General features: G+C 39.0%; 14 protein-coding genes and 2 riboswitches. Of the genes, 7 read left to right on the top strand and 7 right to left on the bottom strand.

Going from position 1 to position 14939, the window contains the following annotated elements; all coding sequences use genetic code 11:
• Nucleotides 1-35 precede the first annotated feature (35 nt).
• A riboswitch (SAM riboswitch) is annotated at nt 36-138 on the bottom strand.
• Between the two features lie 50 nt (nt 139-188).
• Nucleotides 189-1373, bottom strand: coding sequence for a pyridoxal phosphate-dependent aminotransferase (locus Q1B03_RS08740; protein WP_299740441.1), 1185 nt, complete (start codon nt 1371-1373; stop codon nt 189-191).
• 121 nt (nt 1374-1494) lie between these two features.
• Here Q1B03_RS08740 and Q1B03_RS08735 point away from each other — a divergent pair, with 121 nt between their 5' ends.
• The 3 genes from Q1B03_RS08735 (at nt 1495) to mtnA (ending at nt 4900) form a co-directional block, all read left to right on the top strand.
• Complete coding sequence (locus Q1B03_RS08735) at nt 1495-2277, top strand: carbon-nitrogen family hydrolase (RefSeq protein ID WP_299740439.1); 783 nt, start codon at nt 1495-1497, stop codon at nt 2275-2277.
• A 103-nt stretch (nt 2278-2380) separates the two neighbouring features.
• Nucleotides 2381-2537: riboswitch (SAM riboswitch) on the top strand.
• Nucleotides 2538-2653: 116 nt separating this feature from the next.
• Entirely contained in the window at nt 2654-3835 is a 1182-nt protein-coding gene (mtnK, locus tag Q1B03_RS08730) for an S-methyl-5-thioribose kinase (protein WP_299740437.1), read from the top strand.
• A gap of 18 nt (nt 3836-3853) precedes the next feature.
• On the top strand, nt 3854-4900 hold the full coding sequence (gene mtnA, locus Q1B03_RS08725) for an S-methyl-5-thioribose-1-phosphate isomerase (protein ID WP_299740435.1): 1047 nt from the start codon (nt 3854-3856) through the stop codon (nt 4898-4900).
• 50 nt (nt 4901-4950) lie between these two features.
• On the opposite strand, the gene Q1B03_RS08720 is transcribed toward mtnA, so the two are convergent.
• The 3 genes from Q1B03_RS08720 to Q1B03_RS08710 all read right to left on the bottom strand — a co-directional run bounded on the left by Q1B03_RS08720 (nt 4951) and on the right by Q1B03_RS08710 (nt 8819).
• Nucleotides 4951-5547, bottom strand: coding sequence for a metalloregulator ArsR/SmtB family transcription factor (locus tag Q1B03_RS08720; RefSeq protein ID WP_299740433.1), 597 nt, complete (start codon nt 5545-5547; stop codon nt 4951-4953).
• 642 nt (nt 5548-6189) lie between these two features.
• Complete coding sequence (locus tag Q1B03_RS08715; protein ID WP_299740431.1) at nt 6190-6651, bottom strand: methylated-DNA--[protein]-cysteine S-methyltransferase; 462 nt, start codon at nt 6649-6651, stop codon at nt 6190-6192.
• A 14-nt stretch (nt 6652-6665) separates the two neighbouring features.
• A complete protein-coding gene (locus tag Q1B03_RS08710; RefSeq protein WP_299740429.1) occupies nt 6666-8819 on the bottom strand; it encodes a PAS domain-containing sensor histidine kinase in 2154 nt (717 codons plus the stop codon).
• Nucleotides 8820-8990: 171 nt separating this feature from the next.
• On the opposite strand from Q1B03_RS08710, the gene Q1B03_RS08705 reads away from it, so the two are divergent.
• Nucleotides 8991-10016: an acyltransferase family protein gene (locus Q1B03_RS08705; protein ID WP_299740427.1), complete on the top strand. Its 1026-nt coding sequence runs from the start codon at nt 8991-8993 to the stop codon at nt 10014-10016.
• A 337-nt stretch (nt 10017-10353) separates the two neighbouring features.
• The gene (locus tag Q1B03_RS08700; RefSeq protein ID WP_299740425.1) at nt 10354-12084 is read left to right on the top strand and encodes a B12-binding domain-containing radical SAM protein; all 1731 of its coding nucleotides are present in this window, start codon (nt 10354-10356) and stop codon (nt 12082-12084) included.
• Nucleotides 12085-12110: 26 nt separating this feature from the next.
• Here the strand turns inward: Q1B03_RS08700 and Q1B03_RS08695 are convergent, their stop codons facing one another.
• A complete protein-coding gene (locus Q1B03_RS08695) occupies nt 12111-12236 on the bottom strand; it encodes a hypothetical protein (protein WP_258549568.1) in 126 nt (41 codons plus the stop codon).
• Nucleotides 12236-12394 (bottom strand): hypothetical protein, encoded by a 159-nt coding sequence (locus Q1B03_RS08690; RefSeq protein WP_299740421.1) that lies wholly within the window; start codon nt 12392-12394, stop codon nt 12236-12238. The genes Q1B03_RS08695 and Q1B03_RS08690 overlap by 1 nt, the downstream gene beginning before the upstream one ends.
• Before the next feature lie 155 nt (nt 12395-12549).
• Here Q1B03_RS08690 and Q1B03_RS08685 point away from each other — a divergent pair, with 155 nt between their 5' ends.
• The gene (locus Q1B03_RS08685; RefSeq protein WP_299740419.1) at nt 12550-13074 is read left to right on the top strand and encodes a hypothetical protein; all 525 of its coding nucleotides are present in this window, start codon (nt 12550-12552) and stop codon (nt 13072-13074) included.
• 32 nt (nt 13075-13106) lie between these two features.
• Here Q1B03_RS08685 and Q1B03_RS08680 read toward each other — a convergent pair whose 3' ends face one another.
• Nucleotides 13107-14459, bottom strand: coding sequence for a TrkH family potassium uptake protein (locus tag Q1B03_RS08680; protein WP_299740417.1), 1353 nt, complete (start codon nt 14457-14459; stop codon nt 13107-13109).
• A gap of 264 nt (nt 14460-14723) precedes the next feature.
• On the opposite strand from Q1B03_RS08680, the gene Q1B03_RS08675 reads away from it, so the two are divergent.
• The gene (locus Q1B03_RS08675; protein ID WP_044337619.1) at nt 14724-14924 is read left to right on the top strand and encodes an alpha/beta-type small acid-soluble spore protein; all 201 of its coding nucleotides are present in this window, start codon (nt 14724-14726) and stop codon (nt 14922-14924) included.
• Nucleotides 14925-14939 lie beyond the last annotated feature (15 nt).

Here is a 14939-nt window from a genome sequence, read left to right as displayed (position 1 = left end):
CTTCCAGATAAGAAGAGGTTTGAATTCGTCACTCTTTCTTATCTGTCAGCCATATAGCTGCAAGAATTAGCACCGTGCTTAAATAAGTCGGTTGCCGGGCTTCATCGGGCTGGTCCCTCCGCCTGCTCTTGATAAGAATTTCATTATTCATTATTTCAGTTGGATTATTGCACCATTTTCAGCTTATGTCAATCCCTTTTGTGGAATAATTCTAAACTTTCTATACGTGAAATCGCTTCTTTTATCCGATCGTTTGTGGATAAAAGACCTACACGTACATACCCTTCTCCGAATTCTCCAAAGCCAACACCCGGAGCAACAGCGACTTTGATTTTTTCAAGTAGATAGGTTGAGAACTCTACGGATGTAAATCCTTCAGGCACCTTTAACCAGGCGAAGAAGGAACCTTGTGGAGCTTTTACATCCCACCCTATTTCCTGAAGACCAGAGATTAATAGTTTTCTTCTTTCTTCATATGTTGAAACTAATGCATTCACGCATTCCTGCGAGCTTAAAAGGGCGGTGGTAGCCGCTTCTTGAATGGCGCCGAACAGACTCACATATAGGTGGTCTTGAAGGACGTTAATCGCTTCAATGACACTCTTATTCCCCACTGCAAACCCCACTCTCCAGCCAGCCATATTATACGTTTTCGATAATGTATAAATTTCTATGCCAACATCCTTGGCTCCTTCTGTTTCCAAGAAGCTAATAGGCTTCCGTCCATCAAACCCAATCGCTCCATAGGCAAAGTCATGTACAACACAAATATCATGCTGATCGGCAAGTTTCACTGTTTCTTCAAAAAATGAGGTTGTAGCGATCGCACCAGTAGGATTATTAGGATAGTTAAGAAACATTAACTTTGCACTTTCTAACTCTTCACGAGACTGTTCTCGATAATCAGGTAGAAATCCATTTTCCTCACGGAGAGGCATTTTGATCATGCGGGCTTCTGCTAATGCTACCCCGGATAAATAATCCGGGTAACCAGGATCAGGCACTAATACACCATCACCAGGGTTCAATAAACATTGAGGAATTTCAACTAAACCTGCCTTTCCTCCGAACAGCACAGCTACCTCTGTTTCCGAATCTACTTTTACACCGTATTCACGGAGGTAGAAGGCGGCAATCGCCTCTTTAAATGACGATAAGCCACGGAATGGAGGATATTTATGATTCGATGGTGAAGCAGCTGCTTCTGTCAGTTTTTCCACAATATGTGGAGGAGTCGGCTGATCCGGATTTCCCTGCCCTAAATTAATGACATCATGTCCCTCTTCCACAACCGCATTCACTGTACTTGCAAGGGATGCGAAAAATTGTTCAGGTAATAAATCTAAACGTTTTGCCTTACTAAAGGTTTTCATATACTCACCCACTACATTTTTTTGAAAATTAATTACTTTCAAATTCTAGTCACAAATGATATAACGGAAAATAAAGAATGTAAAGGAATAAATTCCAAAAGTCTATAATGAGGTGAAGCAAATGATTCAAAAGATAGGTCTCGCACAAATGGATATTGTGTTCGGAAACCCTGAAGAAAACAAGAAAAAAGTAGAACAATGGGTTAAAAAAGCGAAGAATGACGGCTGTGATACAGTTGTGCTGCCTGAGCTTTGGACGACTGGATATGACCTTACAAGAATGGATGACATCGCTGATAACGGTGCGAAAGATTCATCTTCTTTCCTGACTTCTCTATCAAAGAAATATTCCATTCACATTGTAGGTGGTTCTGTGGCAAACAAAACACAGAATGGGGTGAGCAATACACTTTTAGTTGCGAATTCCGATGGCAGGTTGGTGAAACAGTATTCAAAGCTTCACCTTTTCAAGCTAATGAATGAACATCATTATTTACTTCCTGGACAAGAAGATGGCATGTTCACCCTTCAAGAAACAGAGATGGCAGGATTGATTTGTTACGACATTCGTTTTCCGGAATGGTTCAGAAAACATGTACTATTGGGAGCCAAGATTGTTTTTGTCGTAGCAGAGTGGCCAGCAGCACGAATTGATCACTGGCAGACCCTCTTAAGGGCACGAGCGATTGAAAATCAGTGCTTTGTAATCGCCTGCAACCGTGTGGGCAGTGACCCGAACAATGAATTCGGCGGTTGTTCCCTCATCATTGATCCCTGGGGAGAAATTCTTTCAAAGGGATCTCAAACGGAAGAATTGGTTTCAGCTGAAATCAATTTACATGAAGTAGAAAGAGTCCGAAAACAGATTCCGATATTTCAGGATCGAAGACCGGATTTTTATTAGAAAGGTTATTTCTTTAAAAAAACCGTTGACATGGAAAATACTTCAATGGTACCATTCAATTCATATGGAACATTCTGAAAGTTTAATTAAATAGCGTACGCAACTCTTATCAAGAGCTGGCTGAGGGATTTGGCCCTATGAAGCCCAGCAACCGACCATAATACCGTATTAAAACGGGGCGCAGTAAGCGCCGGATTGACTAATCCAGTAAGGCACGGTGCTAATTCCAACAGAAAGATTATCTTTCTGAGAGATAAGAGGCGACGAAGATACCTTCTTCAAGCCTCTTTCGAACATGGAAAGAGGCTTTTCTAATGCCACGGAAAAGCCTCCATAACACTGTACTCATAAGGGTGTACTAAAAGGAGGAACGAAAATGGCAATTACTAAACTCAATACGTATCAACCACTAACTGAACAGTCGGCAATTGTGCTGGCCATTCGTTTAAGAATTTTTGAAGATGGAACTCTCTTGACATGTAAAGAAATAGGAGACGGCAACTTAAACTTGGTATTTCATGTAGTAGAGAGTGAAACAGGTAAAGGAATCATTATTAAGCAAGCACTTCCCTATGCAAAGGTTGTAGGGGAAAGTTGGCCATTGACAATCGAACGGGCAAGAATCGAAGCCGGTGCTCTAAAGCTTCAACGATCATTTGTAGGGGATCTGGTTCCTGAAGTGTACTACTCAGATCCTGCACTTGCGATTACGGTAATGGAGGATTTGAGTGCACTGACGATTGCCCGGGCAGGCCTTATCAAAGGGGAAAAGTATCCACAGCTCTCCCAAGACATCGGAACTTTTTTAGCCAATACACTGTATTTCACATCTGATTATGCCCTTCATCCTTTCAAGAAAAAGGAATACGTGAAAGAATTTTCAAATCCTGAGCTATGCAAAATTACTGAAGATCTCGTATTTACTGATCCTTTTTTCAATAGTGAAACCAATGAATTTGAGGAAGAGTTATCTCAAGATGTTCAAAAATTATGGGAAGATTTCACTGTAAAGCTTGAGGTGGCAAAATTGAAAAAGAGCTTTCTGACTGAAGGGGAAGCGCTACTGCATGGAGACCTTCATACTGGTAGCATCTTTGTAGATCAGAACCAAACAAAAGTGATCGATCCCGAGTTCGCCTTTTATGGACCGATTGGCTTTGACATTGGACAATTCATTGCAAACCTCATCTTCCAGGCGGTTTCAAAACCTGAAGAGAAGGATACGATTCTCCATCACATCCAGAATACCTGGAACGTCTTCTCTACGACGTTCTCCAAACATTGGATGGAAAGCCGAGATGCCTACACGAAAGTAAATGGCTACCTTGAATATGTATTGGAGAAAAGCTTTCAGGACAGCATCGGCTTTGCAGGATGTGAATGTATCAGAAGAACCATTGGCCTTGCTCATGTTGAAGATTTGGAGAGCATCGCTGATCAGGAACAAAGAATAAAAGCTAAACGTACTTGCATAGCTCTTGGAAAAGAACTGATCGTGAAACGCAAACAGATCCAGTCCATTGAGGGACTCATATCCTTAATACAGTCACATTCTTAATGAATAAAGGAGATTGACATGACACAAACACTTACAATTCCAACTTCACTAGAGTGGCATGAAGATTATTTACTGATTCTAAATCAACAAAAACTGCCTAACATAGTGGAATACAATAAACTCTCGACCATTGAAGATTATTATGATGCGATTATCACCCTAAAAGTGAGAGGGGCTCCTGCTATTGGCATCACGGCGGCTTACGGATTAGCCCAAGCAGCCTGTCAGTATGAAGCGAATACCCTAGCAGAATTCATGGACCTCTTTCATCGGGACAAGAAATACCTCATTGAATCACGGCCTACTGCAGTCAACTTGGTTTGGGCTTTAAATCGCCTGGAAAAGGTATTAGAGCATATATCTTCGGTTAATGAAGCCAAAACCAATTTACTCCATGCTGCAATCCAACTTCATGCAGAAGACGAGGCAGTATGTCGTTTAATAGGAGAATATGGATTAAGTATATTGAAGGACAAACATAAGGTGATGACCATTTGTAACGCAGGTTCCATTGCAACGAGTAAATATGGGACGGCATTAGCCCCATTTCATTTAGGAAGAGAAAAAGGAAAAGCTTTTCAGGTTTACGCATGTGAAACGCGGCCCGTTCTGCAAGGGGCACGACTGACTGCTTGGGAATTACAACAATCCGGAGTTGACGTCACCCTCATCACCGATAGCATGGCGGCTCATACAATGAAAGAAAAAGGTATAGAAGCAGTCATCGTTGGTGCTGATCGCATCTCTGCCAATGGGGATACCGCAAATAAAATCGGAACGTCCATGCTTGCCATTCTGTGTAAACACTTCAATATTCCTTTTTATGTTTCTGCTCCATCCTCCACATTCGATCTTTCAATCCGAAACGGTAATGAGATTCCGATTGAAGAAAGAACCCGGGAAGAGATCACAACAGTAGGTGGAACATTGATTGCACCAGAAAACGTTCCTGTTTATAATCCCGCCTTCGATGTTACTTCTCATGAGTTGATTACAGGCATTATAACGGAAAAAGGTGTTCTCTACCCTAGCTTTGAAGAAAGTATTCAACAAACCATCGGTTAAATCCAAAGGAAGAGCAGGAGATCCCTCCTGCTCTTCCTTTTACTTCCTTGCTATTTCTCATACAGTTTTGACGATGCCCACATCTCCCTCGGGTTCACTTCGTATATGCCATTTTCCCGATACATAAACTGATGAATAATAAATTCTCTTCTCAGGGTTGCAAAGTCCTCATGAAATTGTTGAATATATTCATTCAAATCTTTTTCCTTATATTTTTCTCCCACCTTTAATCCTTCCACCATATGTTCCAATATAAATAATTTCTTTTTTTGTTGAGAAGGAATATTTTTGATTCGTCCATTTTTCTCAAGGAAATTATTCTTTACCTTCTGTTTTTCTTTCAATAACTTCTCTGACATCACATTTTCCCCTTTCTCTTCCTGAGCAAACTGATGAAGAACATTTCCATGATGACTCAAAACCTTTTTATTCAAATAGTAGTAAACCGTGTTCTTCTCTCTTCGTGAATAAACAAGATTGCACTCTTTCAGTTTCGTTAGATGATGGGATATTGTCGGGGCAGTGAGTCCCAGTTTTCCCGCAATGGCTCCCACATGTAAGCTTTCAGATGCCAGTAAATAGACAATCTTGATTCGGGTAGCATCACCCATCGTTTTATGAAAAGCTACCTGTTTACTTAATTGCAAAAGGTCTCCTCCTCACTATTTAGATTACCATCTAATTAGATGATAATCTAAATAGGGTTGTAATTCAATCACTAATTATAAAAGGTTCTTTTCTTAAACTTTGTTGCTTTTGAAAAAGCGAGTAGTGGGTTGATTTCCGATCCAGGTGCTCGCTTTCCGCGGGGCGTGAGTTGAGCCTCCTCGGGCTTTGCCCTGCGGGGTCTCAACTTTCCCGTTATTCCCGCAGGAGTCGAGCACCTTCCGCTCCAATCAACTTTCTAAGTGTGAGTTTCTTACTCTAGACTAATATAAATATCATAATTGTTTAGAATACAGCATTTTTCAAAATGTACAGTAGATTTTAGCTGGTATAGGACAAACTGTTTCATTCAATTGTTTATTAGCATAAATAAGCTGTGTCACGAAAACTCTTATACATGGTGAGGGCTGCGTAGACTCCATTTTGGTCGTTCCGAGACCCCGTTCGGCTAAGCTGAGGAGGCTCGGCCGAATGCTAGCTGCAAGTGGAGCAGTTCCCTCACCACCTAGTACACGCTAATTGACAGAGCCCTGAAGAGCTTATGTTAAAAAGCAACAATCTTTGAGAAAAGAGCGGTATAAAAAAACAGGCAACCTCCATTTGGAGGATGCCTGTTTTTCATTCTATTGTTCTAACAACAATAAGGTTTCTTTCTTATCCACCTGCTTACCGGCATAGCCTGTAAGTGTTTTATTCTTTCCAATGACCCGGTGACATGGGATGATGATGGGGAAACGATTGGCTTTATTCGCTTGTCCTACTGCCCTTACAGCTTTAGGTCTTTGAATCGCTTGGGCTACATCCTGATAAGACCAGGTTTCACCAAATGGAATCTGCTGCAGGATTTTCCATACTTCTTTCTGAAAAGCTGTTCCTTCTATCTTTAAAGGAAGATCAAATTCCCTTCTCTCTCCTTTAAAAAATTGTCTGATTTGTTCTTGTGCAATTTTTAATATCGGATGATCCGTATCAGAATCCGCTTTCCCCTCATCTTCTATAAACTGTACTGAAATAAGATAGCTCTGATCTGCTTGAAGCTCTAGTTTCCCAATTGGGCTCTCCATCACAATTGCATGAAATGACATTATACTGGACTCCTTTAAGATTTAGGTAGATAAATGTGGAAGATGGTTCCTTCTCCGACGATACTCTCAACCCGAACGCTTCCTTTATGCTCTTTAATAATTTTAAAGCTTACCATTAGGCCAAGTCCAGTCCCCCGTTCCTTCGTAGTATAGAACGGTTCGCCAAGCTTTTTAATTTTATCCTTTGAAATCCCGCCTCCCTGGTCTTTTATTCTAATATGAATCATTTCATCCTCTGTCTCTTGAATCTCGATGGAAATAACCCCACCGTCCGTCATTACTTCAATCGCATTCTTGATCACATTAATGAATACCTGCTTTAACTGATTTGGTTCTGCAATGATGGTAGAGAGATTCTTTTGGTAATTCTCCTCGTACTGCACATTGTGCATAACTGCCTGAGCACTTAATAGTTCAACCGTATCTTTCATGATCCTTATTAAATTCGTTTCTTGATATTGAATGGCCTGCGGCTTTGCTAATACTAAAAACTCAGTAATGATCGATTCAATTCTCTGAAATTCAGAAGTTATTACATTAAAGTACATTTCATGATCTTTACCTACACTATTTTCCAGCAGTTGAATAAAGCCTTTAAGGGCGGTCATCGGATTCCTGATTTCATGGGCAATCCCTGCAGCCAGCTCCCCAACTACACTCAATGTATCTGATTTCCTTAACTGCTCCTGCATTTCAATTTGTTCGGTAATGTCACGAATGATCGTTAGATTTAAATTAGAGAGCAAATTATACTTGGATGACAACTCAACGTATTGAACCTTATCTCTGTGGGAAGTTAACGTTTTTAAAAACGTTGCCTGTCCGTCTTCTTTTAATTGTTTTAAGTACTCATCATATGACTCGTCACCAGGTTCAATATTCAATATCTCGCGTACATCTCTACCGATTAAGTGATCTTTCTCGAGTGTAATGATTTTACTCACTTCAGGATTTGCATCTACAACAACATAATTGTGATTGGTAAGGAGCAGACCATCCAGTGACCCTTCGAAAATCTTCCGGAACCTCTCCTCACTCTCTCGTAATTCCTTCTCCATTTGATATCTTTCACTAACATTCCGAAAGATCGTCATGTTATAGCCATCAACGGAATGAAGCTTTGAAGTGAATTCCAAATGCTTCAACTGATTGTTAGGCATGAGAAACAATACTTCATCCCTTACAGCACCGCTCCTGTTTAACTGTTCCATGACTAAATCAAACTTTTGGCTTTCTAAAGGGTAAACAAAGTCCCTGATTCTCTTCGAAAGAAGTTCTGAAAGTGAGCATTCAAAGATCTTCATGGCAGAAGAATTGGCTTTTAATACTCTACCATCCTGATCCCATAGCACAATGGCATCAATCGCTTCTTCAAATAAACCTTTAAATAACTCTTCGTTTCGCTTTAATTGAATCTCCATCTGTCTCTTCTCGGTTACATCTCTAAGGATGGCCATATGAAGTTTATGATGCACAAAGGGACTTGTCGTAAATTCCACAATCGAAATGCTGTGTGCTTTTTTTATCGGAATTTCTCCACGTGCTTTTTTATTTTGAGAAATTAGCTCTTTTATCTTTTCAATCTTATAATGGGCATTTTTAGGGATAAAGGAGCTTATGTTCCTGTTTGTGATTTCTTCCTTGTCCAATCCCACTTGTGAACTGAACGCCTGATTCACGTCATTGATATTTCCTTCAATATCAAAGAGAACGATTCCTTCTGATGCATTCTGGAAAATATTCGATAACAAATGAACATTCATATGATCTTTTCGCTCTTTTTCCTTTAGTTCTGTTACATCCTTGAAGTAGAGATAAGCATTAGGAGAAATGGTCGATTTTTTGAGCAAGAGCTCAATATGAATGATTTTCTTATCGGTAATATTCATTAAGGTTTCATCTTCAAGGGTTTTCCCTGTTTCCATCACTTCCTTGTAATGAGCTACAATCGGTGCAGGAACAGAAGAGAAAAAGCCGCTGAACAGCTTCCCTACAATCGATTCACAAGTTGTCTCGAGCGTTTCACATGCTTCTCCATTGGCAAAGACAATTTTCAACTCTTTATTGATCACGAACATCGGCATGGGTGATGCTAAGCAAATTTCCCTATCGACGGAATGACATTCTTCCTTATTCAACTCTTTCTGCAATTTACTACTATTAGTCATTTCCTCATCCCCCTACTATTTTAAAAAGACGACTATTGGCTCAAATCATTATAGAGTTCGCATAGCTCACCATACTTTTGGTGATAATTAACAGTGAAATTCATGTTTTACTCATTGTATCCTAGGGTAAGAATGAATTAGGATAAATCTATTCTAAGAGATGGTGAAGATATGAAACAGCGTGACTATTACTTCGACAATGCCAAATTCATTTTGATCTTCCTGGTTGTATTTGGACATTTGATCCGGTCCTATATAGAAAGCGATCCATTTATCCTTTCTCTGTACAAAACGATTTACACCTTCCACATGCCAGCCTTTATTCTAGTGGCAGGGTTTTTCGCAAAAGGATTTTATAAAAAGGGATATATTCAAAAACTGGCCAAAAAATTAATTCTTCCTTACATTGTGTTTCAATTGATCTACACGGTGTATTATTATTTTCTTTATCAAAAATCAACATTTGAAGTCGATCCCCTTAATCCACACTGGTCATTATGGTTCCTCATCAGTTTATTCTGTTGGAACGCACTATTGTATGTTTTCATCAAGTGGTTTAAGTTCAAGCCCGGCATTGGATTGACAATCGCTTTTTCCATTGGGCTGCTTGTAGGTTTTGCTGATGTGATTTCAAACTATCTTAGCCTGTCCAGAACATTTGTTTTCTTTCCGATTTTCCTGATGGGCTATTATTTGGAGAAGGAGCACTTCGAATATTTTAAAACGAGTAAAGCACGTATAGTGGCAGGTACATTATTTATTCTCGTATTTTTGGGAATGTATTTCATCCCTGAATTCTCCGATAAATGGTTACTTGGCTCTAAGCCTTATGGAGACTTCGAAGGGAACAACGCCATTAGTTTAGCTGTCAGGGCGTTTGTTTACTTGCTGAACGTTGTGATGATCTTTAGCTTCTTTACCTTTGTCCCTACTAAGAGAAGGTTTTTCACAAAATGGGGCAAAAATACGCTATATGTATACTTGCTGCACGGCTTTCTTATCCGCTTATTCCGCGAAAGCCAGCTGAAGGATACAATTGATCCCACTACGAGTTTATTAATCTTGCTCGGTGTATCATTGGTTCTGACAATGATTTTCTCGACAAAGTTTTTCACAAGCATAACGCAACCGATAGTGGAGTTTAAATCAACCAAACTCCAGAAACTTCTTTCAAAAAGAGAAATGAAAACAAGATAAACCTCACTAGAAAGGGCTGACCCAATATCAGACACGGGTCAGTCCCTTTTCATGAGTATCTATTCTCTTAAGGTATATATTGATCATCTTCTACACATTTTTCAAAAAACTATTTATTTTATTATACTATTCGTAACTTTTCCTTAAATTCCTTCTAATACTTACAATAAATTTAAATACATTCTAGACAAACATTGAGCTTTCTCTCTTCCTTAGATAAAATGATAATCAGTACGGTTTGGATTAGATGTACGAACAACACGTATATGTTGGAAAATATGGTTTACAAGGGTTCACATGGTCCATCAAGTGAGCTTAGTATAAAAGGAGCTTATTTATGAAGAAAGTCGTTTTAAGTACGTTAAATGCAAAATATATTCACACCAATTTGGCCATTCGTTGCCTGAAGGCATTTGCAGAGCCTGAACATGAGATAGAATTGGCTGAATACACCATTAAGGATCCCACCCTTAACATCGCCACTGACTTATTCTCGAAAAAACCTGATATCATTGGATTCAGCTGTTACATTTGGAATATCGAAGAGACGATCAAAGTGATCAAAATCCTTCGCAAAATCCTGCCCGAAGTAACCATCGTCCTGGGAGGACCAGAAGTCACATATGATGTTCCCTACTGGCTGGATCGGCTGCAAGACGTTGACTTTATCGTTATCGGTGAAGGGGAAGAATCCTTTAAGCAGTTATTGGATGAACTGAATGGGGATAGGGACTTTTCAAAGGTCCATGGAGTGGCTTACTTAGCAGATGGTAAGCCGGTCATCAAGCCTCAGCAGAATAAAATAGATTTAAGAGAAGTACCCTCACCGTTCCGTTTTCAAGAAGACCTGCCTCAATTGGGTAAAAGGGTTACGTATATTGAGACAAGCAGAGGTTGTCCTTTCCGCTGTCAGTTCTGCCTTTCTTCGATTGAAGTAGGTGTACGCTACTTTGACAGAGAAAAGGTAAAAGATGATATCCGTTTCTTAATGAAAAATGGTGCGAAAACCATTAAATTTGTTGATCGTACATTCAACATTAGCCGAAGCTATGCCATGGAAATGTTTCAATTTCTAATTGACGAACATTTACCAGGTACTGTCTTTCAATTTGAAATCACCGCTGACATTATGAGACCGGAAGTAATTGAATTTCTGAACGAAAATGCCCCTGCAGGGTTATTCCGCTTTGAAATCGGAATTCAATCAACGAATGATGAAACGAATGATCTCGTAATGAGAAAACAAAATTACACGAAACTGACCAGAACCGTTACGATGGTGAAAGATGGAGGAAAGATTGATCAGCATCTGGATTTAATTGCAGGATTACCTGAAGAGGATTACAACTCTTTCCGTAAAACTTTTAATGATGTATTTGAATTGCGACCAGAGGAGCTACAATTAGGATTTCTGAAGATGCTTCGTGGTACAGGCTTAAGAATTCGTGCAAACGATCATCAGTACACGTATATGGACCATTCACCTTATGAAATCCTAGGCAACAATGTATTGACCTTTGATGATATCGTTAGAATTAAACAGGTTGAAGATGTATTAGAAAAGTATTGGAATGATCATCGTATGGATCGTACGATTGAATATTTAGTGACAGAATGCTTTGAAACTCCCTTTGATTTCTTCCAACAATTCGGCTCCTACTGGGAAAACCGTGGTTGGTCAAGAATCGGACATCAACTGGAAGATTTGTTTAAAAGGCTGCAAGAGTTTTTATCTACAGAGACCAGCTATAACATTTCGATGATTGAAGGTCTAATGAAACTGGATTATTTAGAGAATCAGAAGTATAAACCACGTAAACCTTGGTGGACTCATGAACTTACGAAAGCAGATCGATCTGCTATTTATCAATCCTTGCTGGCACAACCATCTATCGCAGGAGAATCTTTCGCTCTCCTAAACTTAAATGAAAAGGAATTGTATAAGCATACACTCCTGGAAACCATTCAATCCCAGGATGGACTAGATCAGTATGTATTAGCTTACTTTGAACCAGCAACCGGTCAATCTACCGTATTTGAGATTGATCGACAATCTGTTTCCCCATAAACAAGAAAAAATGTTAAGCGAATCGCTTAACATTTTTTCTTGTTTTCTTTTGCTTTTGGCTGTTTTTGAGTTACTTCCAGGATCTTGGCTGCATTAACATCTCCAAATTCCTGACCAAATTCTTCGCGAAAAGATTGTTTTTTGTCCTTCATCAGCTTCTACCCTTCATCCCTTTAGAAGAGTTTCTATTCTTCCCCTTAGCTGTATCTTCTCCTTGAGAAAATTCAGCTGAGAATTCTGACTCTTGTTTATTCTTTAATGGCGTTTGGTTGTTTTTTTCAGCAGCATTATACTGTGCTTTTCGTTTCATGTAACTCATCTCCTTTGTTACCCTTACTTTCTCCATTCGTTTCTCTTTCCATTCCCAAAGAGTCCGCGTAAGGTATTCCAATACTAGAAGAAAAAGTCTGAATAAATGAAGCATTTAACCAAAAACTAAGCAAAAATGCTAAATGAGGATATACGATGATACTTGTCTTCTTACTTTGTTATGCACTACTTGGATGGAAATTCGGAAATTGGAAAGATTTTTACAGCTATTATCCAACTTTACTGTTTTTTATTATCGGGGATTTACTATCCCAATTCCTTTTGTATGACTATTCCATGTGGAAATTTCAAACGGTTACAGTATTAGGAGACCACATCAACCTGAATCATACGATCATATCTCTTTGTAAAATGGCTGTTCAATACACCGCCACCATTGCCATCTTTATCGGGAAACTGCCTTCGTCTTTCCGTGGAAAAGTCGCCTGGATTATGTTGTGGACGGGAATTTACGGAATGACAGAAGGCCTTTCTCATATCTTTGGAATGATGACCTATCATAATGGCTGGCATTTTGGCTGGGATATTCTATTTAATATCATGATGTTCACCGTACTCATCATCCATCATAAAAATCCAATTAAAGGATGGATAGTATCCCTTCCCATCATTCTCATCCTTTGGATTTATTTCGATGTTCCCTATTCTGTACTCAAATAAAAAACGATGCTGATTTGGCATCGTTTTTTAATCTATCCAATGATAACTCTTTCCTTGGGATAATGATATTTAGTTGTTTTCTCTTTTCCTCCTATCATAAACAGGAAGGATAGAATGCCGACTCGACCGATAAACATGAGGGCTATAATCACACACTTTCCAATTGATGAAAGGTCAGAGGTGATCCCCAATGATAAACCCGTTGTTCCAAAGGCAGAAGCAACTTCGAAGATTATTTCAATAAGACTGTGATCTTCTGTAATTGTTAAAATAACGACTGATACAAAACATATAAGGACGGCTACCATCGTAACGACCAGCGATTTAATGATGTCCTGTTCGTGTACTTCTCTTCTAAAGATTTTAATCGTTTTATTGCCTCTGGCGAAGTGGAATAAGAACAAAATATTCAGGGCAAAGGTTGTTGTCCTAATTCCCCCACCCACTGAGCTTGGAGATGCCCCAATGAACATTAACGCACTCAAAACAAGTAATGTAGGAGTTGAAAACTCTGCTACATTCATGGTAGCAAGACCGCCACTCCTCGTCGATGAAGATTGAAATAGGGAGTAAAAGAATGATTCATGCCAAGACATACCTGAAAAAAATCGATCATATTCAAACAACCATATAACCAACGTACCGAAAATTAATAATATACCAAATGTAATGGTCGTAATTTTAGTGAATAATGAGAAATGATGTTTGCTTCTCTTCTTGTTCATTAAATAGTCTTTTGTCTCGATTAATACTGGAAATCCAATTGCCCCTAATGTGAGTAAGATGATTGTAATAAATTGGACAAAATAGTCATCTTTAAAAGGGATGAGTGATTGACCGGTTATATCAAAACCAGCGTTAGTCGTAGCACTCACTGAGGCAAAAAGTCCGTGGATGAATGCTTCCTGAAAGCTTTGATAGTAGCTCAGGAAATAAACCCCTAAAATAAACGCACCCACTAATTCAATAACAATGATAAGCAATAATATTTGCTTTAATAGATGAACAAGGCCGGATAGATTGGTTTGATTTTGATCCGTCATAATCAATCGACGTTCTTTCAGCCCTATTTTCTTACCTACCAAAAGCCAGAAAAAAGTTCCAAGAGTCATGATCCCAATTCCACCGAATTGTAAGACAAATACCAATAAGAAAATCCCTGTTGTATTGAACGTATCGGCGGTACTTACAACCGTCAAGCCCGTCACACTCACCGCACTGACGGAAGTGAAAATAGCATCAATAAAACTCCACTCTGCGCCGGGTTTATGGGCGAATGGTAAGCTCAATAGAATCGTTGCCACAGTAACGGCAATTAGATAAAAGGTTACAATGACTTGAGCAGGAGTTAATTTATTCAAATTTAATCTTAATTTATACCACATATATGTATTTCCCTTTCAAGGTTATTTCCTTTTCTATCTTAATGAATATGAACGAAGAATGAAAGGAAAAATGGATAATTTCCTATATGTTTATTCTTTCTATAACGACAGCGGCTTAACCATCAAGAAACAGTTACTCATTTTGCACCATACAAACTATACAATTTCGGCGAAATATTACCAGTCATGTTCAAAGAATTAAGACAAATAATAGTACTACAGAAACATCATTGTTTCAAGTCTACTAATAAGGAGGAAACAACAATGGCTAGAAGCAGCAATAAATTACTAGTTCCAGGTGTTGAACAATACCTTGATCAAGTGAAATATGAAATTGCTCAAGAATTTGGTGTAACACTTGGATCAGATACAGTAGCTCGCTCTAACGGATCCGTTGGAGGAGAAATTACAAAACGTCTGGTTAAACAAGCTCAATCACAACTATCTGGACAACAAACTAAATAATAATGGCATGGGGTA

The organism is uncultured Rossellomorea sp. (assembly GCF_947488365.1).
Classification (GTDB): Bacteria; Bacillota; Bacilli; order Bacillales; family Bacillaceae_B; genus Rossellomorea.
The sequence above is the reverse complement of the archived record's forward strand: the minus strand, read 5'-3'. Positions and strand labels throughout refer to the sequence as shown.